18 protein-coding genes and 1 pseudogene are annotated in these 22589 nt (G+C 43.1%); 2 read left to right on the top strand and 17 right to left on the bottom strand.

From position 1 onward, the window contains the following. Nucleotides 1-297: 297 nt before the first annotated feature. From rnr to G633_RS0101285, 6 genes and pseudogenes are all read right to left on the bottom strand, one after another. A pseudogene (gene rnr, locus G633_RS16980) lies at nt 298-2319 on the bottom strand (ribonuclease R); the annotation flags it as partial. Between the two features lie 68 nt (nt 2320-2387). Beyond that, on the bottom strand, nt 2388-2630 hold the full coding sequence (secG, locus tag G633_RS0101305) for a preprotein translocase subunit SecG (protein ID WP_022768721.1): 243 nt from the start codon (nt 2628-2630) through the stop codon (nt 2388-2390). Nucleotides 2631-2718: 88 nt separating this feature from the next. After that, entirely contained in the window at nt 2719-4266 is a 1548-nt protein-coding gene (gpmI, locus tag G633_RS0101300; protein ID WP_026518857.1) for a 2,3-bisphosphoglycerate-independent phosphoglycerate mutase, read from the bottom strand. A gap of 102 nt (nt 4267-4368) precedes the next feature. After that, nucleotides 4369-6120 (bottom strand): DUF4153 domain-containing protein, encoded by a 1752-nt coding sequence (locus tag G633_RS0101295; RefSeq protein WP_026518856.1) that lies wholly within the window; start codon nt 6118-6120, stop codon nt 4369-4371. Nucleotides 6121-6150: 30 nt separating this feature from the next. Next, nucleotides 6151-6828, bottom strand: a complete 678-nt coding sequence (locus G633_RS0101290) for a thiamine diphosphokinase (RefSeq protein ID WP_022768725.1) — start codon at nt 6826-6828, stop codon at nt 6151-6153. Between the two features lies 1 nt (nt 6829). Further along, the gene (locus G633_RS0101285; RefSeq protein WP_155834899.1) at nt 6830-8248 is read right to left on the bottom strand and encodes a tetratricopeptide repeat protein; all 1419 of its coding nucleotides are present in this window, start codon (nt 8246-8248) and stop codon (nt 6830-6832) included. Nucleotides 8249-8543: 295 nt separating this feature from the next. Between G633_RS0101285 and G633_RS0101280 the strand changes: the two genes are divergently transcribed. After that, a complete protein-coding gene (locus tag G633_RS0101280; RefSeq protein ID WP_022768727.1) occupies nt 8544-9188 on the top strand; it encodes an RpiB/LacA/LacB family sugar-phosphate isomerase in 645 nt (214 codons plus the stop codon). Between the two features lie 43 nt (nt 9189-9231). On the opposite strand, the gene G633_RS16975 is transcribed toward G633_RS0101280, so the two are convergent. The 5 genes from G633_RS16975 to G633_RS0101255 form a co-directional block, all read right to left on the bottom strand. Beyond that, complete coding sequence (locus tag G633_RS16975; RefSeq protein ID WP_051199842.1) at nt 9232-10425, bottom strand: BMP family ABC transporter substrate-binding protein; 1194 nt, start codon at nt 10423-10425, stop codon at nt 9232-9234. A 3-nt stretch (nt 10426-10428) separates the two neighbouring features. Continuing rightward, entirely contained in the window at nt 10429-14070 is a 3642-nt protein-coding gene (locus tag G633_RS16970; protein WP_022768730.1) for an HD domain-containing phosphohydrolase, read from the bottom strand. Between the two features lie 225 nt (nt 14071-14295). Then, nucleotides 14296-14688: a C-GCAxxG-C-C family protein gene (locus G633_RS0101265; protein ID WP_022768731.1), complete on the bottom strand. Its 393-nt coding sequence runs from the start codon at nt 14686-14688 to the stop codon at nt 14296-14298. A 3-nt stretch (nt 14689-14691) separates the two neighbouring features. Then, nucleotides 14692-15288: a 4Fe-4S binding protein gene (locus G633_RS0101260; RefSeq protein WP_022768733.1), complete on the bottom strand. Its 597-nt coding sequence runs from the start codon at nt 15286-15288 to the stop codon at nt 14692-14694. Beyond that, on the bottom strand, nt 15285-15485 hold the full coding sequence (locus G633_RS0101255) for a 4Fe-4S binding protein (protein WP_022768734.1): 201 nt from the start codon (nt 15483-15485) through the stop codon (nt 15285-15287). The genes G633_RS0101260 and G633_RS0101255 overlap by 4 nt, the downstream gene beginning before the upstream one ends. Before the next feature lie 113 nt (nt 15486-15598). Between G633_RS0101255 and G633_RS0101250 the strand changes: the two genes are divergently transcribed. Beyond that, nucleotides 15599-15943, top strand: coding sequence for a winged helix-turn-helix transcriptional regulator (locus G633_RS0101250; RefSeq protein ID WP_022768735.1), 345 nt, complete (start codon nt 15599-15601; stop codon nt 15941-15943). Nucleotides 15944-15952: 9 nt separating this feature from the next. On the opposite strand, the gene G633_RS0101245 is transcribed toward G633_RS0101250, so the two are convergent. The 6 genes from G633_RS0101245 to G633_RS0101220 all read right to left on the bottom strand — a co-directional run bounded on the left by G633_RS0101245 (nt 15953) and on the right by G633_RS0101220 (nt 22568). Beyond that, entirely contained in the window at nt 15953-16999 is a 1047-nt protein-coding gene (locus G633_RS0101245; RefSeq protein WP_022768737.1) for an ATP-binding protein, read from the bottom strand. A gap of 200 nt (nt 17000-17199) precedes the next feature. Then, on the bottom strand, nt 17200-18069 hold the full coding sequence (locus G633_RS0101240) for an aldose 1-epimerase family protein (protein WP_026518855.1): 870 nt from the start codon (nt 18067-18069) through the stop codon (nt 17200-17202). A gap of 6 nt (nt 18070-18075) precedes the next feature. Further along, nucleotides 18076-19020, bottom strand: a complete 945-nt coding sequence (locus tag G633_RS0101235; protein WP_022768740.1) for an ABC transporter permease — start codon at nt 19018-19020, stop codon at nt 18076-18078. A 6-nt stretch (nt 19021-19026) separates the two neighbouring features. Beyond that, on the bottom strand, nt 19027-20361 hold the full coding sequence (locus G633_RS0101230) for an ABC transporter ATP-binding protein (RefSeq protein ID WP_242838807.1): 1335 nt from the start codon (nt 20359-20361) through the stop codon (nt 19027-19029). Next, a complete protein-coding gene (locus G633_RS0101225) occupies nt 20354-21256 on the bottom strand; it encodes a mechanosensitive ion channel family protein (RefSeq protein WP_022768743.1) in 903 nt (300 codons plus the stop codon). Before G633_RS0101225 ends, G633_RS0101230 begins: the two co-directional genes overlap by 8 nt. A gap of 118 nt (nt 21257-21374) precedes the next feature. Beyond that, entirely contained in the window at nt 21375-22568 is a 1194-nt protein-coding gene (locus G633_RS0101220; RefSeq protein WP_022768744.1) for an acetate/propionate family kinase, read from the bottom strand. Nucleotides 22569-22589: the final 21 nt, after the last annotated feature.

Genomic DNA, 22589 nt, shown 5'->3' with positions numbered 1-22589 from the left:
TACCTTGTACACTTTCCTTCCTGCAGGTTTCTTGAGCTTAGGCTTACCGGTTCTGGGGTCAGGTTCCACGTCCCTAAGGTCCACCATCTCTCCACGAACATTTACCTTTTTTCTGCTCTTTTTTGGCTCTGATTTCTTCCTTGGAGCTTCACTGTGCACCCCAGACTCATGATCATATTCATAACCATCGTCTTCATCATCTTCTTCAGCTACCTCCTGGGCGATTCCCATGAGCTTTCTGACCTTGCTGGCCCTAAACTCCGCAGCCTTTCTTGCTTCGGAATACTCAACAAAATCGTCTCCGTCATCCTCAGCATCGGGATCAATTATCTTAAAATCTATAGCCTTGGTGAGTCTGTCAGCGCCCACAACCTTGATCCAGACCTTCTGTCCAAGATTATACTCCTTGTGATAGCGCTCTCCAACAAGCTTCATGTTGTTCTCATCATATACATAGAAGTCATCTTCCATGGATGCTGCTCTGATCATTCCCTCGCAGGAATTCTCAAGCTCCACAAAAAGTCCCCAGGCTGTAACACCTGAAATAACTCCCTCGAAACGCTCTCCGAGGTGATTCTCCATATACTGAGCCTTCTTGAGCTTGTCAGTTTCTCTCTCAGCCTCTTCAGCTCTTCTCTCGGTCTCGGATGAGTGCTTTGCTACTTCATCCAGAATCTCTGTGTAATGATGAGCCTTAGCTTCGGTCATCCTTCCGCGCAAATGATCCTTGATGATCCTGTGGATCTGAAGGTCCGGATAACGCCTGATGGGCGATGTGAAGTGACAATAAAAATCAAAAGCAAGTCCAAAGTGACCTGTACATTCAGTGCTGTACTTGGCCTGCATCATGCTGCGCAGCGCCATTCTGCTGATAACGGCTTCTTCCTTGCTGCCCTCGATATTTTTGAGGAGCTTCTGAATCTCTTTTGGCTTAACCTCACCGTCATTTCTTATCTTCATATGATGGCCAAGGTGTCCGGCAAAAGTCGCCAGTGTAGCCATTTTCTCCGGATCCGGCTGCTCATGGATACGATATACGAAGGGACTTTGCAGGTAAAAGAAATGTTCTGCAACCGTCTGGTTCGCAGCCAGCATAAAGTCCTCTATAAGCTTGGTAGCAGTATTTCTCTCATGAGGAACAATATCAACAGGATTTCCATCCTTATCAAGGATGATCTTGGACTCCGGGAAATCAAAGTCGATGGCGCCCTTCTTCTCCCTCTTCTTGCGAAGGATTGACGAGAGCTCTGCCATTTCCTTAAACATCGGAACCAGCTCTTTATATTTCTCTATGGTTTCAGGATCCTCATCCTCTAATATTCTGGCAACGTCTGAGTAATTCATTCTCTCATTGACGTTAATGACAGTCTCTGCAATCTCGTGATCAACAAGTCCGCCGTTCTTATCAAAAGTCATAAGGCAGCTAAGAGCGAGTCTGTCCTCACCGTGATTGAGCGAACAGATTCCGTTTGAAAGCCTGTGGGGAAGCATGGGGATAACCCTGTCCACCAGATATACACTGGTGCCTCTTTTAAGAGCTTCTCTGTCAAGGGCCGAGCTCTCCTGAACATAGTTGGTTACATCCGCAATATGAACCCCTAGATGATAAAGACCTTCCTCATCTATATGAAGGCTTACTGCATCATCAAGGTCTTTTGCATCTTCACCGTCGATGGTGACCATAACAACATCACGCAGATCCTTACGGCCATACATGTCAGCCTCACTGATCTGATCGGGGCATCTGTTTGCCTGATTAATGACCTTCTCCGGAAACTCGTAGGGAATGTCATATCCCATGACAATTGATAAAATATCAACTCCGGGGTCGTTTATATTGCCAATGACCTCCTTGACCTTGCCCTCGGGCTTCTTGCGCTTTATGGGATCGCCGTAATCAGTAATGGTGACTACGACCTTATCTCCGGTCACAGCTGCTCCGTGGTGCTCAATGGGAATAAAGATGTCGCTTGTGATCTTGCCGTTGTCAGGAACAACAAAGCCAAAGTTCTTCTCACCCTGGTAGGTTCCAACGATCTCCTCAATTCCTCTTACCAGTATATTCCTGATACGTCCCTCTTGTCTCTTACCCTGTGAGTCAGGTAAAAGCTCAACTTCAACGGTATCTGTGTGGAAGGCTCCGTGAACATAGTCCTCGGGGATAAAGATATCTTCCTCCATCCCTTCAACTTCCACAAAGCCAAAGCCTCTGGCATTGCTTATAAACTGGCCTACCACATAGTTCTTATTATTCTTTTTTGTGCCAAAAAGGCTGTCATCCATGCGCTTTATGCGCTTTCCTTTACTCATAAACTCTACCTATAAAACAAGGCACCCTAATTAAAATTAGAGTGCCTTAAAACAATTCATCAAAAGAAATTAGGGAATTAAAGGATTCCCATATTAAGAACAATAGCCAAAACAATGAAAAGAACTGAAAGAGCAATTGTTATCTTCTTAAGAACGCCCTCTCTTGAACGGCCCTTGTTCTTGCTCCAATATGTATTCTCAACTGTTCCCTGAATTGCACCAAGTCCCTGGTTCTTGCCTTCCTGAGCAAGCACGAGAACTACAAGTGCGACACAAACTATGATAAATAATACTCCGAAAACATAACCTAAAACGTTCACGATCAAACCTCCAAAGGTAAAACTATCATTAAAAACACGCAACAGTTAATATAACATATTAGTAACGCCGAGTCAATTCTTTCTTAAATCATTTCTTAATAAGAAGAGACTTTCCTGTCATTTCAGCAGGCTTCTCCTCGCCCATGCACTCAATAAGCGTAGGAACGATATCTGCAAGACATCCGCCCTCTGCAAGTGTGTATGCAGGATCATAATTAACAAGGATGAAAGGAACAGGGTTTGTTGTGTGAGCTGTCCAAGGCTCTCCTGTCTCATAGTCAACCATCATATCTGCATTACCGTGGTCAGCGCAGATGAACAGTGTTCCGTTTGTTGCCTTAATAGCATCAACGATCTTACCAACGCACTCATCAACAACCTCGATAGCCTTAACAGCTGCAGGAATAACGCCTGTGTGTCCAACCATGTCAGGGTTAGCAAAGTTTGCTACTACTACGTCATACTTCTGAGAATTGATAGCATCAAGGATCTTCTCGCAAACCTCGGGAGCGCTCATCTGAGGCTTAAGGTCATAAGTAGGAACGTCCTTAGGGCTGTTTACAAGTACTCTGTCCTCGCCCTCGTTAGGCTGCTCAACACCGCCGTTGAAGAAGAATGTAACATGAGCATACTTCTCTGTCTCAGCGATACGAGCCTGCTTCATTCCCTTGTTTGCAAGCCACTCGCCAAAGGTATTTGTAAGCTGAACCTTCTTGAAAGCAACTTCCTTGTTAGGGATAAGTGGATCGTAATCTGTGAAGCAAACGTAAGTTACGTCCTTACGAGGTCCTCTGTTAAACTTATCAAACTCATCATCACAGAAGCAGTGTGTGATCTCTCTTGCTCTGTCAGGACGGAAGTTGTAGAAAATGATTGAATCTCCATCCTTGATAGTAGCTACAGGAGCACCGTTCTTCATGATGACTGTAGGAATTACGAATTCGTCTGTCTTACCGTTCTTGTAAGAGTTGACCATGCACTCGTGAGCTGAATCAGCCTTGTTGCCCTCGCCCTTTGTAAGTGCATTGTATGCGATCTCTACTCTGTCGTAGTTGTTATCTCTGTCCATAGCGTAGTAACGACCTGAGATTGAAGCGATGGCACCAACGCCGAGCTCCTTCATCTTGTCCTCAAGCTGCTGTACGAAATCAATTCCGCTCTCCGGAGGAGTATCTCTTCCGTCGAGGAAGCAGTGAACATATACCTTATCAAGGCCGTTCTTCTTAGCAAGCTCTAAGAGGCCATAGATATGTGTGATGTGGCTGTGTACACCACCGTCTGAAACAAGGCCGTACATATGGAGAGCTGAATTCTTCTCCTTGCAGTTGTAGATTGCCTGCATAAGACCTTCATTTGTAAAGAAATCGCCGTCCTCAATAGACTTTGTGATTCTTGTGAGCTCCTGGTAAACGATTCTGCCGGCGCCCATATTCATGTGACCAACCTCGGAATTACCCATCTGTCCGTCAGGAAGACCAACAGCAAGACCTGAAGCGTAGCCCTTTACGAAGGGATAATCCTTCATAAGGCCATCCATTACAGGAGTGTTTGCCATTGCAATGGCATTATACTCAGGATTGTCATTAAGACCATATCCATCAAGAACTAAAAGAACTGTAGGTTTAGAACCTCTCATATTTATATCCTCCATTTTTACAATAGATCAAAACATATTTGTCCTTGCATAGTATATCTCATTGAGGTCACATATGACAAGCATTTAACAATACTTTTATAATTAGTGATAAGCGTAGTACCCGTCAATATCAAGATACTCAACATCCCCGTCTTCTCCGATGCGCAGATATACCCTGGTCAGATATAAAAGGCCGCCGTCCGGTGTGACAACAGGTGTGCTTATGGTATGCGTAAAATCATACTCTATTCCATCATTGTCATAAGCTGCCTCAAGCTCTTTTACCATAAAAGACAGGTCCGCATATCCGACAACTGAGGTTTCCTGACCGTTTGAAGCCTTAAGCTCAAACCTTGTGACATCAATCTCCCCACCGTCATCATCTGCATGAGTGCTGATCACAGCAAGATTCTTGTATCTTGAGACATCTATCACATCCACATCGTTATAGGCATAGATTTCCTTATCGTTCCCAAATGTATCTTCATAATAGTAGGAATCACTTGTGCCAAGCTCATCACCAAAATCAATATCAGGATATTTCTCCTCAAGCTCTTTTAAAAAGCGCAATCCTTCTGCATTACCGTTGTTCTCAATCTGTCTGTAAGCAGACTTCGCCTTGGCTTTTTCCTGAGAATTTATCTCATTACCGCCTGCAGCTGCCACGACATATTTCATTACCACTGCCTTCTGAGAGCCGGTAATTGCCGCATAGACATTGATTCCGGGCACAAGATAGTAGATAACCACGAGGACCAGAGCAATTGGGAAAAGAAATCCACCAATCCCCTCCTGCTTTCGAAACCTGTAAACATAGTAAATAAGGTAGATCACCTCGAAAACAATAAACATGATTCCGAGATATCTTCTGGTTGTGATCCCGTACTGACCAATTCTCATGGCAAGACACATGATCTGAACCACGATAAAAGGCACAAATAAAAGCGGAGAAATCTTAAGCATCTTTAATAGCCCACCCTCGGTGCAGCCCTGAGCCATTGTTATTACAACAAGCCCTGTGGCAAATAAAGATGTGGTAATGGTGTAGGCTTCGTTGGAAGGGAATGTCCAGGTAAAGATTATCTTAAGAAGATAGACATATACGATAACCGCAGCGACTGCCAGAAGTCCGGTGAATACATAGCCCACCATGACCTTTGAAAAGCGCGCCATGTTCTCTCCCATTTTTGAAAGGCCCACAAGCAGCGCAGGGTATCCGACAAGTGCTGCAATTAAGAGTTCCACAGTCGCGGCATAATCAAAGCTTACGATAAGTGAATCGAACACCCAGATAATGCAGAGAAATCCTATTGCTACAACAGCGTAGACCGCCAGCGCCTTAAGGCTTCCAAGGAAAGCCTTTACGCTGTAGCTTTCAAAAGACTCTCCGCTCTTTTTGTACATGAAGTACCATGCGCTTATAATGCACACAGCAATGTACACCCAGAAAAAGCGATAGAATATATCAAACCTGATTCCAAGCTCGGCAGAAGCAGAAAGATCTTTTGACGTAATATATGCCTGTCTGTAGGCATGAACTATGCTGAGTAAAAGAGATATCGCCATCACAATGGCATAAATCAAAGACCCTCTTCCATCAAAGAGCTTCTGCAATTTGCCGATCTGTTTTTTGTAATTGTAATTGGATTCACATAGGACAAAGCCGAAAATAAGGCCTAATGATAAAGTCTGGATAAAGGTAAGGATCTTCCAAATGCTGCTATGATCCTTAACATTCAAAATATCCTCAAGAAGCGCAGTACACACTGCAAAAATAAAGACACTGACAATAGAAGCAGGATGCTCTTTGAAAATCCCCTTGGCATCCTCCTTAAGCTTTTTAACCCACAACATTCTCTTTTCATTCCTCTCTCATTTGTTTAGTTATTCCCAGATGACGCTAATGAGCAAAGTCCCCTCTTTGACTGTAACTTCCGCTTCCTCATCAATGATAAACTCATTGCTCACACCCAGCGGAAAGTCTCTTCTTAGTTCGCCATCCTCCATGCCATATAAAAGGCCCTTAAGGCTCACGCCACGGGATACCTCCGATAAAGAAAATACCGAGAGGGTTCCTGTGTTTCCCCTGTGAAACTTAATAGTCTCATTCTCTGCTAAAAAGAGCATGGAGTCCCTGTCCATTATATATCCTCTGCCTCCCTGGTGTTTTATAAACTCAAGTGTCTGGATATTGGCAAAACTGTGATCGAAGCGCTTTCCTCCCATAGCACCGTAGAGATAGAACTTCCGATACCCCTTAGATAAGCCTATCTTCACCGCACGCATGGTGTCTGTATCATCCTTCATCACTTCCAGCTGCACGACGCGCCCCGGATCATTTTCTGCAATTTCCCTAATACCACGAAGGACCTCAGGTGGTGCGTCTTTTGCTGAATCAAAATCTCCCACAATGAGGTCCGGTAGAATACCGAGCCTTTGCGCGTAACCAAATCCCGCGTCCGCCGCGATACAAAGATCGCCCTCCCGAAGGTCTATCTCCACCTCCGGAAAACTTCCCGCTGATATGATCACACACTTTGGCTCACTATCAATATTATTCATATTATGCTCTAATCCTGGATTCGATGGTATCGATATCCATTTCCCATTCGTTTTCTCCACCCCAGTCGCCGACGATGGAATTGATGGTACTTCCATCTTCAGAAGTGATGGTGGTCTCAAGCCTGTAATTCATCTTGATGGTCTTGGTTGACTTACCTGAAGTTATATAGCTCTTAAGGTAAGTTACGTCGTACTTGGTGTGAGGATAAAGCTGTCCGTCTATAGCGCCGGGCTCATAAGAAATTGAATCTCTCTGTACACCATCATCCTCAAAGAAGTTGGCCCAAAGTGTTATAACACCTGTTGTCTCAGGATTCTCTTCAAAATCAAGGAACCTGTAGGACCATTTCCCGTCATTTCGGTTAAGGATCATTGCCTCACGGCTTATTGGCACATAGGTTGTGTTCTCCTGAGGTGTATATTCATCATTTAAAAAGATATCTCTGAGAGCCAGATACTCATCTGATACAACAAAGCTTCTGAGCTCATCTACATTTCCAACATCAAGCTGTGTGAAGATGTCAGCAAAAACTGCCTGAACCTCCTGTGCGTTTGAAAGGCACTCCTTAAATGAATCAAGGTTCTCATCTGTTCCGCAGGCAGCCTCAACCTGAGATATCAGCTCCTGATAAGCCTCCACGTCTGAGTAGTTCATGGTAAAAGAGCTGACTCCGGGTGTAGCGTACTCAAGGATTACCTTCTTAAGCTCGTCAGTAGGGTTGGTCTCATATATTGCCAAAAGCTCTTTCTCAAAGTTCAGATACTCTTCAAATGAGAAGGTATCACTTCCGCGCTCGCTTGAATATGTTGAAGCATCAGATCTAAAGAGTGCATCTGCGTTGTAGCTGTATGCATCATCAAAAACTCTTGTATATGCTGCATCTAAAAGCTCTACTGCATCCTTGTTGGTGTTGTCATCCTTAAGCACTGATTCTATGGAAAGAACTGTCTCCATATCAGCGTTCTTGGTGTTCATGGAATCTACCGCTTCATTTAAGATAACTGTGTGGTAGTTGTCCAAAAGACCTGTGTTCTCAGTGTTCTGCCATCCATCATAGAGGATCTTCTTGGCAGACTCAGAATCATCTATACTAAGGAATGCGCCTGCCATATTGCTGTAGGCTGTAACTGAGTGCTTGTCTATCTTGATTGCCTCTGAATAGGAATCGATTGCTGCCTCGTAATCAGCATCCTCAGTATATCTGTTTCCTGCTGCTATCGCTTTATTTACTTTTACAAAAGGAAGGTGATTATAAACTGTATATCCGCCAACTACTGCCAAAACTGATGCTGCAGCTATTACTGCGATCTTTCTCATATCGTAGTGGCGCCTCTTCCTTCTTTTTGGTCTTCTGACAGTTACGTTTCTGCTGTAACTCTTGTCCGAATTTCTGTAACTATTAACTCTTGCCGTGCTCAAAACTAAATCCCTTACTTCCCCTCATAATAAAAATTAATGCAACAAAAGAAGCCATATGCTTCCCCACATACAGTTTCTCTCCTCGAAAATCATACACACTTTTGATAGTATAGCACAAACCTTCCTGAACTGAAAGATAAATATTAATTTTTTCTTAACAAATATCTTTTGACTAAAATCTTGAAAATATGACACATTGACCTCAAAAGCGTAGACACAGGTCTATTCGAAAAATAAAATATACTTATCAAAATATACATTTATTTAAACTACTGTTGTTTTGGAGGGATTTAAAATGAAAATTGCTCTTATCAATGAGAATTCTCAAGCAGCCAAGAACGCAATGATCTATGGCGCGCTCAAGAAGGTAGCTGACAAGCACGGTTTTGAAGTGTTTAACTACGGAATGTACTCAGCAGAGGACGAGGCACAGCTTACCTATGTACAGAACGGTATCCTTGCCTGTGTGCTCCTTAATTCCGGCGCTGCCGATTATGTTGTTACAGGCTGCGGAACAGGCGAAGGCGCTATGCTTGCATGCAACAGCTTCCCTGGTGTTATCTGCGGACACGTAACAGATCCTCTTGATGCCTACACTTTTGCACAGGTTAATGACGGAAATGCCATCGCCATGAACTTCGCCCTTAAGTCAGGCTGGGGTGCCGAATTAAATCTTGAGTACAGCTTCGAGAAGCTCTTTAGTGAGCCAAGCGGACAGGGATATCCAAGAGAAAGAGCTGTTCCTGAGCAGCGCAACAAGAAGATCCTCGACGAGGTAAGAAAGGTTACTGTAGTTCAGGATGTTCCTGCTATTCTTAAGAGCCTTGATCAGGACCTTGTTAAGGGTGCATTCTCAGGTGAGCACTTCCTTGAGTACTTCGATGCCAATGCTAAGGATGAGAACATCAAAGCTGCTGTTCACGAAATCCTCGGTAAGTAAGATTTTAAGAAAACCGTCCCCTGGGTCACCGGGGACGGTTCTTTTATTTTAGAATTATTATCACATCATCAAGGATATAATGAAAGGTCGGATACGACGTATTCTGATTTTCAATATATCCATTCTTTAAACTTATCTTATCAGACGGGTTCTTTGGATCAGTTCCTGTATAATCTCCCCAGAAAACGAAGTCATTGTGTCCTCTCTTGAATTTATCTATCGCAACATTCATGGCTTTTTGTGTTCCGGGAGCACAGACCTGGAGATTTAAGTCAACTATTTCAACCCATCCGAACTCATATCCTGCTGCTATATCAGTTCCGTGAACGCTTCCCTGTACAACGCTCTCAATCTCTCTGCTGTTCATCACAGCATCAACCGCTCCAAGCACGTATGGCTCCCAACAAATTCTGGATGTTACCAGTGATGATCCCGGTGCAACCTCTGACATACTCTGGTTATAGCCGACAAAGTAAACTTCCTTTTTGGCTGAAGCCTCTTCACATGCAATGGCAGGTCCAATGGTATCGGTGTGCTGCGACAAAATAACACATCCGTCTTTAATAAGCTGCATCGCTGCACTCTTTTCATGAGCATAGCTGCTCCAGGTATTGGTGTAGCAGACCTTCATCTTAGCTTCTGGAACAATACTTCTTACTCCCAGCAAAAATGCCGTGTAGCCGGATATTACTTCAGATGTTGGAAATGCTGCGACAAAGCCTACCAAGGCCTCATCAGATCTTATTGTTCCCTCGCTTATCATCTGCTTTATCTTCACGCCGGCAGCAATTCCGCTGACATATCTTCCCTGATAAGCTTCCCCTTTAAATGTGTGGTAATTCTCCGGAACGGGAACTCCGTTCATATCCATATACGAAGTCTGGCAGAACTGGGTATTGGGATATTCAGGAGCAAGCTCTTTAACCATCTCACTATAACCGTTGAAAAAGATGATATCGCACCCCTTGTCTGCAAGCTCTCTTAAAGGCTCTTCCATCTCATCGTCAAGAACGTTGCTGCAGGTAAATATCTCTACATGATCACCGTATTTCTTTTCCAGTGCGTCCTTTGCCAGAGAGAAGTTGTAAGTATATGGAGTGCTCTCGTCGTTGTCATAAATAAAGCCAACTTTTAGTGTATCTCTGCCCACCGAAGGATTGAGGATCTTGAACACAATACAGAATGCAGCGAGCGAAACAAGGCATGTTATAAAAGTTATAATATGAGTTTTTTTCATACCTTATCCTTTCTCCGCCTTATCCTGAGCCGGTTCGTTTTTCTTCATTTCAGCTTCCTGTATCTGTTTATCTTCCTTCTGCCTTCTCTCAAGTTCTTCCTGTGACTTTTCATCAACCTTCTGAATCTCTGACTGTTTCTGGCCATAAATAGCTTCCAGGTCGATAACTCCTTTGTCTACTAGACGAAGGAACGCATCAAGGGCATCAGGATCAAACTGTGTTCCTCTTCCCCTCTTCATCTCATTCATAACATAATCGTTATCCATGTGATTACGGTATACACGGTTTGAAGTCATGGCGTCGAAAGCATCCGCCACACCGATTATTCTTGCAAAAAGAGGTATCTCCTCTCCTTTTAGTCCATCCGGATATCCACGGCCGTCGTATCTCTCGTGATGATATCTTGTTCCGTCCTGAACATGGTCAACCAGCGTGAAGTCTTTAAGGATCTCTGCTCCGCTTACTACGTGGGATTTCATCTTGGCATACTCTTCATCCGTAAGACGACCTACTTTATTAAGCACGCTGTCAGGAATTCCAATCTTACCGATATCATGCATCTGTGCTGCTTTTCGAAGGTTTGAAAGAGCTTTTTCTCTCTGCCACCAGGGGAAGCAGTTCATCTCTTCTGCAATAAGCACAGCATAATCCGCTACACGGGATGAGTGCTGACTTGTACGAACATCCTTGGCATCGACGGAATTAGCTATGGCCATGACCGTCTCATTTGCCATATTGATCTTAACCTGCTGCTGACGGAGCTGTCTTTGAACCACAAGCCAGGTTGTCCAAACGATCAGCGCTATAAGTACAAGGAGCATATATAATAAGAACCCTGACTGTTCATAGAACTCACCTTCTTTTATTACCGTGAACTTTCGCTCCTCAAGCACTTGTTCTCCGGCACTGTCCAGTATTGCCAGATGGAATGTGAACGTGCCTGAGGGCAGGTTTACGTAGATGATATTGCTGAGGTTATTCTGCGCAACCTTGGTCCACTGGGTATCATAACCTTCAAGATAATAGCCCACATTTGGATCCTGAATGGTATAGTTTAATATCTCGGGATCAAGTTCAACTCTGCTGATGCCCTGACCGATAGTAATTGAACCATGGCGATCTATAGGAACCGGAGTTCCGTCAAGCTTTACAGCTGCCAGCTGCATTCTATAGGATCTTACATCGCTGTTGTATTTTTCAACATCGATGACATAAACACCTGTATCACAAGGAAGGAACAGCTCTCCGTTTCCGTTGTAATAATTCCAGGAATTGGCTGTAAGTGATGTACCTAGTCCTCTTCTTGCATCTAAAAGCTCCCAGGCAATCTCGCCGCCTTCAACAAGTTCATCACGCTCAACAACATAGATTCCGGCACTGGACATTACAAAGAGAGTATCCGCATCCTTTACCCAGATATCATAGTTGTTAAAGTAAGGGAACTTGTCCAGAACTCTGATATTTTTGTTCTCGTCAAGATAACACAGACTGTTACTGGTAACGAGAAATACGCCTTCGGATTTCGGATCCTTTATTGTCCTTAAAATTACACCGCTGCTAAGGCCGTCATCCCTGGTAAGCATCCTTTCTACTTTGCCGTCTTTTATTACCGCAATGCCGTCTCCGTCTGTGCCTGCCAGGATTGTTCCATCTCTCATCTCGGTAATGGTAAGGATCATGGAGTTAATAAGACCATCTTCGTTCTTTATTGTCTTTGTTACTTTATGGTCTTCTATGTAACTGATGCCGGTATCTCCCGCTGCAATGATGGTGCCATCAGAAAGCCCTGTCACGATACGTGCTCTGCTTCCAAAGCTTCCGTTATCAGCATTATATGCCCAGCTTTCGCCGGTGGGTGAATACTCTATAAGGCCGTTTCCGTAGGTGCAAACCCACAAATGGTTTTTCTGGTCAACGTAGAGGCATCGTATTCTCTTTCCCTCAAGCTCCTCTGTAAGCTCATTTTCTATCTCGTTGTGACATCCCTTGTCTACTATATCCAGACCTTTATCAGTTCCGATATAATAGTTTCGCTGCCAGGAAACAATGGAATTCACCACGTTTCTCTCCATTCCGATAGCGCCGTAAACATCCCTGAACGGAGATTTTGCAAGACGAAGAAGGCCAAGTCTTGATGATGTAAACCAAAGATTGCCCTGATAGTCACACAACATATGATCAATGGAATTATTAAAATCGTTGGTATTAAGATGATGGAACCCATGGATATTAGAATAAGAAACTCCGCTGTCAGATGAAACAAACATGGTTCCGTTATTTAAAAAGCTGATGTCATTAATATTGATAGCGCCCTCGCAGGTGGTTACTCTTATCTTCTTAAAACTTCCGGCTGAGATGTCGTAGTTGTAAATATTATTGGTAGAAGTTCCGACCATAAGCGTTCCGTTAGGCGCAAAGGTACAGCAATTGAACTCCTCTCCATCCTGGGACAGCTTAATGGAATTTAAAATATTACCGCTCTTAAGAAGGTATAGCGTTCCATCTGATGAAATGGCAGCTACATGCCCCTCATCATCAGCGGTTATACTCTCAACATAATAAACTTCGGGGAGTGTACTTGCAGCCTTAAGTCCGTTGTTCATCACCAGGATCTGCATACTTCCGCTGGTACCAATATAATAGTATCCATCAGTGGCACGAACTATACTTTTAACAGAATTCGAAGGAAGCCCTGTGGACTGATCAAGAACATTTACTACCTTCTCGCGGATAACAATGGACAGACCATTATCGTTGGTCCCGATCCAAAGTCGTCCCTCTTCATCTACATAGAGGCAGTTTACGTTTTTTACAGATTCATAATTGTCTATCCAGCGAAATTCCCTTCCGTTATACCTATAGAGTCCTGCGTAAGTACCAATCCAAAGCACGCCGTCATTGGTCTGTGCAATATCATTTGCCTCACCACAGGGAAGGCCATTATTGGAGCTGTAAACACTTTGAACATAGTCGTTGTAGTCTTCCGTAGTATCCGCAGTAATATCCTCTGCTTTTGAAGGGAAAGATAAGCACATCGACAGACACAGGATAAGAGCAGCTCCTGTTGTAGTGCCCTTCCTTACTGCATCAATTTCATCCTGATTGTCCTTGATATGCATTAAGAAAACCGTAACGAAAACTGCACCTATTGTAAGAACCTTGTCTACAAACTCAAGTGCCAGCTGTCCGAAGACAAAACACAAAAACGGAGGCCAATTCCTATCAAAAAGATAGTAAATCACTCCGTCTCCCCACTTATTTCCGGTAAAACCTTCTGTAAATATCATATTGACGGGAACTGAAACGACGAGTGCTGTCAGAACAACTAAAGAAGCGGCTTTCATATAGCCATAGAGATAATCAAACCAGTTTTTCCTGGCTGCTATTCCAACAATAATACCCAGAGCAATACTGGTAATTGAATATATGGTTGAGAGCGGATTCACCAAAGAGTATGCCAGATTTCCCGTAACTCCGACCATGGCGCCACATACAGGTCCTAAGACATAAGCACAAAGTGCCGTGCCAAAAGAGTCAGCCCAAAGCGGAAGCTCAAGCCATACAGCCAAAAACTTGCCACCTATATTGAGACCTACGCACATAACAACAAACAGAACAATCTGCAGACTCTTCCACTTTTTCATTGGCAATTTCTCCTAAACTCCCAACATTATTGATATTTTTGTACATTCATCCCTTATTACAATTATATTCTATAAAACGTACATAATCAAAAGAAAATAAAATATATAAAATTTTTATAAATACCAGCTTCAATCTTCTGCAATTATCGTCATAACGTACAAAAGGGAAGAAAGAGCCATACTGGTTTCTTTCTTCCCTTATTTTTTATATCAAAGCTCCGGTCATCAGCTAAGTCCCAGCACTTCACCGTAGATCATAACTGCATTTCTAACGCACTCCTCGCACGGGCAAAGAGGCTTACCATCTGTAACGGTTTTTAAGTCCTTACATTTTATTGCTCCGCATCTGTTATTGAACTCTTCCTGGATCTGCCTTGTAATTCCAAGAGTTCCTCTTCCTTCAGTCTTAAGTCCTGCTATCATTCCTGCACCTATAAGCGCTCCACAGGTTGCCTCAAGATTTCCCATACCTGCGCAGAACCCTGCTGATATCTGCCTGAGTTGTTCCTCAGAAAGCCCCGTCTCATCAGCAAGTGCCACAGTTACCGACTGAGCACAGTTATACATTCCGGAGTTTTTCATTTCAACTGCCTTTGCAGCTCTTTCTTCTAATGTCATATTTCAGGCTCCTTTCTTTGCCTTGATCTTACAGATTCCCTGAGTCATGGTTCCCATAGGACAGAACGAGCACCAGGTTCTCTCTTTATATAGTGCCATTACTATAAGTCCGATAAGGGTGGATGTCAGCATCAGGCTATAGAATCCAAAGCCAAACTGCGCAACCCAGTCGGGGAATATACTACCATTATACGCCCATTTCCACGGAACTCTAAAGGTCCAGAAAAGTTTAATTGCTTTTCTCAAGGTCTGAGCTCCCGAGAACACCATATAGGTCTGGAATACCATCGTTCCGAACATAGTCAGGAAAAAGGCGAGGAATCCATACCTGAACCACTTTGATGATATCCACTTTGGCGCCTGCTTCCTTCTTGAGAATTTAAGATTTCTTCCAAGCACCCAAAAGAGCTGTCCTCTTCCGCACATGTGATTGCAAAACCACTTGTTTCCTCCTGCGATTGCAAATATCAGCGGCAGGATAAAATCTATCATTCCAAGCCATGTAAATAGAATATTAAAAAATCCGAGAGCAAAATAGATAATTGACCAGATCCATAGATAGTCATACCAGTGACTCTTTTTGTTAACCGCTTTCTTCATCTGCCCCCATCCTCCATTTCCTGTACTCTTATTGATCCGGCAGGACATGCCTTCTCACAGATTCCGCATCCTACACACATAGATAAATCCACATCCGCATAGCACCCTTTGTAAATACTTATGGCGCCTCTCGGACACTGCCCGGCACATACTCCGCAGGCAACACATCTGTCTGTATCGTTTACTGCCCGTTTCATTCTAATAATCTCCTACATACACTTGATTTATTTAAGTAACATGGATATTATATCTGGTATAAAAAGTATATCAAGTACGCAGTTAATATTGACCTGGTAAGGAAAATGATACTATGAGTAAAATAGCGAAAAAAGAACCATTATGTGAAGATATTGCCGGAAAAGGGTGCGGTCTTAAGAAGGTCCTGGACATTGTCGGAGGCAAGTGGAAGATCATGATTCTCTGCGTCATCGACAACAGGGAAGTCGTGCGCTACGGAGAACTGACAAGAGCCATAGCCGGAATCACCAATACCATGCTCGCCAATTCGTTAAAAGAGCTTGAAGCTGACGGCCTCGTCCTTAGAAAGCTTTATGATGAGATGCCTGTAAGAGTTGAGTACAGTCTCACCGAAAAAGCAAAAAGCCTCATCCCCATTCTTCTTGAGATGAAAAAATGGGGTGAGGACAATCTTTGATCTGTTATTTTAATACTGTTTACTGTTTACATATTCCTTAAATCTGGGAAGACGAAGCACAATCTTGCCACGTATGGAGCCATCAATAACGCCTTTTTCTATGAGGCGTTTCCTGGGTTCGCTCCAGTCACTGTGGCTTTTTTTGGTTATCTCCAAAAGTTCTGAGGCATCCATGGAATCCTTCTGAACAATGAAGCCCAAATACCATTTATCCTTCGGTGGCAGTTCGCTCCAGATCTTGTCATACACCTTCTGTGCAAGAGCATCATCAACCTTAGCAAGGACCATAGGAGTAATCTCTTTTTCCTTTGAATCCCACATGTATTTTCCAAAAGCCTGATAAGCAAAAGCATATCCCTTGGTCATCACAGCAAGGTTATAGGCAACCTCATCTGAAAGTCCCATTGTGAGCTTATAGTCTTCTTTTATAACTCCAATATTAAGAGGTGTCATCTCATACTTGGTGGAACGGAGGAAAAAAGTAAGTCCATCCGTGTTCTCAATATCTTCAATATCCTCATACAGCCCTGCAACCAGCAGGTATATCGGAATATCTTTCCTTATCAGGATCTGATATTCCTGAATAAAATCCACAAGAGAATCTGTCTTTCTTACCTCATCTATTGTGACAAGCACCCTCTTCTTTTCTTTTTTTATAACAGTGAGAAGTTCTTCCAAAACCAGATCAAGACTGGCTGCGGGACTTTTCTTTTTTAGATTAAGGCCTATTCCGAAGGCTGAAAGATTCAAATTCGCATCTACATAAGATGTAATAAACGGCACTTCCGTATATAGCTTAGCCACAAGATCATTAGTAATCTCTGCTCCGGGTTTTAAATTTACAATGATCCATTCGCGGTCATCGGAAAGTTCTTTTTCTATTGCAGTAAGTGTAACGGTCTTACCTGTTCCTCGTATTCCCGTTATCTTAAATGCCTGCTCTTCGGCAATGTCACTGTTAAATGCACTGACGATCTCATCAATGATAATATCTCTGCTAATATACTGTGTAGGTATTCTCCCAAAGCTGATGGCATATGGATTTCTCTCAGTCATACGAACCTCCGTAGTATCTCAAACAATATAAAATCATATAAAGTAATTGTCGAAGCTATAATATCATATAATTTAATATAATTCCATATAATACACTATAATTTACTATAATTATCCCATTCGAACTATAAAGCAATATAAAACAGCGATGGATCATATAAAATCCACCGCTGCTGATCATTCAATTTCCGGGCATCATATCAGGCAATTGTGTAAGACACTTTAAATTTCTCTCCTGCCCCCAGCTTATTGACATACTCTCTTTCACTGAGGTCTCCTGTAAAGCCCGTCCTGTCGCATCTTCCGTACCAGGGCTCTATGCATACAAACGGGGCATTCTTATGATCGGGTGACCATACACCAAACAAAGGAGCATCAAAGCTTACAGTGACTATAGTCTCTCCGTCTGCAGCAATAATAGCAACTGTATCAGCCTGTCTGTCCTCGATCACCAGCGCATCCTCATCAAAGAGTTCAGGCTTAAGGTCAAGGACGCCATCCTCAAGAACAACCTCTTTTGTCTTATCTGAAAGACAACCGCTTCCATCAAGAGATACAACATGGGATGTCAGATTTCCTAAAACCTTACTTTCCTTATTCATAAACAGGAGCTTGTCCTTATTAAGGTCACAGTTAAATGCCGGGTGACCTCCGATCGAGAAGAACATATCTCTGTCAGATGGATTCTCAACCTCCCAGATTACTTCAACTTTATCATCAGTCAGTTTATATCCCAGCTTTAACACAAAATCAAAAGGATATTTTGCTTTTGTGTCTTCACTGTCCCTAAGCTCAAACACAAGCTCATCACTTGTCTGTGAGATCATCTTAAAGTCCATGTCTCTGGCAAAGCCATGCTGTCCCATTTCATAGGTCTTGCCCTCGTAGCGATATTTCTTTTCCCAGACAGCACCAACCTGAGGGAACAAGACAGGAGATGTTCTGCCCCAGAATGCAGGATCCGCGTGCCACATAAGCTCCCTGCCGTTTTTTAAAAGAGAGGTGATCTCAGCGCCGTGGTCTGAAACTGTCAGGTTGAAAATGTCATTTTTGATGTTGTACTTTTTCATAGTCTTCTACCTCTTATCCAAGTCGATCATTTCCAGTAAGAGCACTGTAACCATCACATAAACGAAGGTCCACATGATAAGCCATCCCCAACATTTAACAACAATCCTCGGATCAAAGTCATAGTCATGGTTCTGGTTGAGCTCTCCTGTCTTCATAAGTATGTCATCTCTCATATTATTCTCTTCTATCTCTCTAAACAAGGTCAAAAGAGGTTTTTCTCCCTCAACTTCAACATCTTTCATCTTGAGGGCATTGTTCCACACACTTACCATTGGCTTTGAGTTGTAATCGCCCTGGGCGCAGAGAGCCGTAAGCCCCCACTTTGTGGCAGTCAGGTTGGTAAGTGGCATTGCCTCCTCAGGAAGAGAAAAGAATGCACCTGAAAACAGGAGCTGTACTATGAGGAGAAATGGCATTATAGTCATGGCTGTTGTCGTAGTCTTTGAAAATGCAGAGATAAGCAGCGCCAGCATGTCTGCACAATAAGTTATGAGGAAAAGAGACAATCCAAAATCCACTAAAGGCCACGGAGTAATAAGGCTACCCTCAGGGAATTTAACCTTCATAAGAAGGCATACGCCGATTGTTATGATCGCCTGAAGGATGCATAAAAAAGCCTGGTAGATCATGTGAGCTGCCACATAGGACGTCATGTGAAGTCCCGATCTGTGCTCTCTTTTTACTATTGCTCTCTCACGGCAGATAACCTGTATTGAGTTAAAAAAGCCGTTCCAGATACAGATACACGACAGGGCAAAAGTACCCATCAGTGTTCCTTCCATGGTCTTAAACAGGTTCTTTCCCACAGTAAATGAAACCAGGCCTGCAATGACCGCAGCCATCGGGAGAACCTTCCAGTCATTCTGAAAGAGAAACATTCTAAAGAGCTTGCCCAGATATATAAAGGTCTGAAAAACTCTGCCTCTGTGCTTTGTCTTATATTCAGTCATGTTGCATCACCCCACTTTTTCCTTAATGCGGTCAGCATACTTTTCTACGAACTCATCCGCTCTGCCTTCTCCACCTTCGTCCTTCTGATTGATTGAAAGAAGGATTTCTTCCATGGAGGACTTTCCGAAGAATTCATAGGCCTCATCAACAGGGCCGTACCACGCAAGACGTCCTGTTCTTGTGGCATCCTTGGCAAGTACGATCACATCATCAAAAAGATCTATTACTCTGTCAGGGGTGTGGGTAATAACTACAACAATCTTTCCTTCATCTGCAATTTCCCTGAGCCTTTCAAAAAGACTCCTTGCTACTACGCCGTCAAGGCCCGAATCCGGCTCATCAAGAATAAACAGTGACGGATCTGAAATGAACTCCATGGCAATTGAGAGCCTCTTTCTCTGACCTCCCGATAGCTTCTCAACCAGATTGTTTCTTACTGCAGTAAGACCGAACTGATCGAGCATGTAGGCTATGCGATTTTCTCTCTCCATAACAGATGTGTCTTTTGAAAGTCTCATCAGTGCTGCATCTGTGAGAGTCATTTCCACAGTATCATTGCCTCTCATCAGATCCTGCTGAGGAACGAAACCGATGTCGTATTTCATCTTGCCGTAATCTGTGTAAACATCATTGTTATCAAGCTTAATGCTGGCCTTTGCCTTCTCATAACCCGTCACAGCATTCAAGAATGTGGTCTTTCCGGCTCCGGAACCGCCAAGAAGAAGCACCATGTGGCCTCTTGGAATGACCATGTGTATATCCTTAAGTAGAGTCTTTTTCTTAAAGAAATCAACTACAGTCCTGTCGGTAATGTTTACCGTAAGCCCTTCTGTTGCAGCGCTTAAGTTTTCGCCAAGCTCTTTTGCACCTGTCTTTTCAATATGTTCAACCTTTTTGCCCGGAACAAAGCGCTTTGAAATTCCCCAGATAATAAGGGTTATTGACTCAAAGAAGAAAAATGCAAGGATCCATTTTTTCTTTTTATCAAATACCTTTATCAGCCCCAGATAAACCTTGATTATATAGATCTCAATGGCGACACCGATTCCGACTATCGGTATCAGAAGAAACAGTACAAAAAGATTATCCTTCGGAAGAAAAGGAACCAGAATCGTAAGAAGATCGTAGAAAAATACAAGTATGGTATAGACTCTGCCGTCCTTCTCTCTGTCTGCACAAAGGCTTATATGATATTCCCTTGCAACCGGAATAAAAGCCCATACCTTTTTTACATCGCATTTATTAAAGAGAAACCAGCATCCAATGGTCATCAGAATCTGATGCCTTAAAATAACAGGCAGATTTGTATAATCCATTTGAGATGAAAGCATTTCAATCATCAGCGTTCTCCTTTTTCATGATCATATTTACATAGTTGTATGGAATCTCGATTCCATTATCACAAAGAGCCTTGAAAATTCGGGTGTTCACTTCATCCTTTACAACTTCTGTTCTAAGCTCATGTGGATAATAGATTGTTGCCCCAAGTATGATCGCGCTGTCCGTGATTTCAAGAAAATATACGGATTTTGAATTGGGGTCATCCTCTTTGTATCTGTCTTTGTTGAGCGTAAGCGGACAGTCGCAGATTGTCTGTCTTATTATCTCTTTGGCCTTATCAATATCCGAGTTATATCCGATTCCAAATCTTACATCAAAAGACCTTGGAACATGTTCTGCGTAACTGTAATTAACTATTATGCTCTGGTTAGCCTTACTGTTCGGGATTATAACGCGTGTTGTGTCAATGAGTCTGAGTACAACATGACGGAGCGTCAGCTTTTCAACAATTCCCGCTCTTCCGTCCTCGAGCATGATCCTTGATCCGATATCGAAGGGCTTATATATGCTTATCTCAAGGCCTGCGAACATGTCCTTTAAAACTTCATTGGCAGCAAGACCGACTATAACAGCAAGAACTGCCGTTGATCCAAGAAGGGACCTGGCCAGTTGTTTTCCGCCCAAAGGAAGAACTACAAGAACGGCTATAAGTAAAAGAGCTATAGCCTTCTGTAAAAACTGAAGTGTTATGCTGTTTCCTCTCTTCTTTTCAATCCTCTTGAATATGGCCTTGTTGAGTTTCAGGATGAAGTAGGTCAGAAGGATATACACCGCAGCCGTTAAAAGAAACGTTATTATTGCTATGATCACAATCGATACGATTTCTTTAGAAGTAAGATTATTAAGAATTTCTGTAAGACCTGATCCATTTAGATCTATGCTGATATCCTGCATGATTTCACCTCACTATTTTACGTTATATTATCATTTTATCATTGATAAAGCTCATTACAAAGAATTGCAATAAAAAACCGGGAGCTAATGTCCCGGTTTTTAAGTGATCGTGATTTAATTATTTGCAAAGCTCATATGTATCTCTAGCAATTGCAAGCTCTTCGTTGGTAGGAACTACCATAAGAAGAACCTTGGAGTCAGCAGCTGAGATTGTCTTCTCTTCGCCGCGAACCTTGTTAGCCTCTGCATCAACGGTTGCGCCGAGGAATGAGAGTCTCTCACAGATAAGTCCTCTTGTGAATCCGCTGTTCTCGCCAACACCTGCTGTGAAGCAGATCACATCAACGCCGCCCATAGCTGCTGTGTAGGAGCCGATGTACTTGGCAACTCTGTAAGTAAATGCATCAACTGCTCTCTTAGCACCTTCATCACCCTTAAGGTATGCATCCTCAAGATCTCTGAAGTCTGATGAAAGGTTATTTGAAAGTCCGTAAACACCTGACTTCTTGTTGAGAAGATTTGTTACGTCAGCAACTGTAGAGTTCTCTTTCTTCATGATAAACTCAACAACTGAAGGATCGATGTCACCGGTTCTTGTTCCCATGATAAGACCCTCAAGAGGTGTAAGACCCATTGAAGTGTCGATGCACTTGCCGTCCTTAACAGCTGAAATAGATGCGCCGTTTCCAAGGTGGCAAACAATGATTTTAAGATCCTTAATGTCTTTTCCAAGGATTTCTGCAGCGCGCTTACTTACGTATGAATGGCTTGTTCCGTGGAAGCCGTATCTTCTGATACCGTACTTCTCGTAGTATGAATATGGAAGGCCGTAAAGGTAAGCTTCCTGTGGCATTGTCTGATGGAATGCTGTGTCGAAAACTGCTACCATAGGAACTCCCGGCATAACCTTCTGGCATGCTCTGATTCCGATAAGGTTTGCAGGGTTGTGAAGAGGTGCAAGATCTGAAACCTCCTCAATTGCCTTAATAACTTCGTCATTGATAACAACTGACTTGGTAAACTTCTCACCGCCGTGTACGATACGATGTCCAACTGCTCCGATCTCCTCGAGCTTAACTACGCCGTCGTTCTCGTTTGTAAGGGCCTCGATAACCATCTCGATTGCCTTGTTGTGATCTGGCATGGGCTCTTCCTTTGTGATCTTATCCTTGCCTGCAGGTGTATAAACGATACGGCTTCCGTCGATTCCGATTCTCTCGCAGAGTCCCTTGCAGATAACTGCCTCTGACTCTGAGTCGATAAGCTGGAACTTCAGTGATGAACTTCCACAGTTGATAACCAGTATTTTCATAAAGTAACCTCTTTTCCCATT

This window comes from Butyrivibrio sp. FCS006 (genome assembly GCF_000424525.1).
GTDB lineage: Bacteria > Bacillota > Clostridia > Lachnospirales > Lachnospiraceae > Butyrivibrio.
The sequence above is the reverse complement of the archived record's forward strand: the minus strand, read 5'-3'. Positions and strand labels throughout refer to the sequence as shown.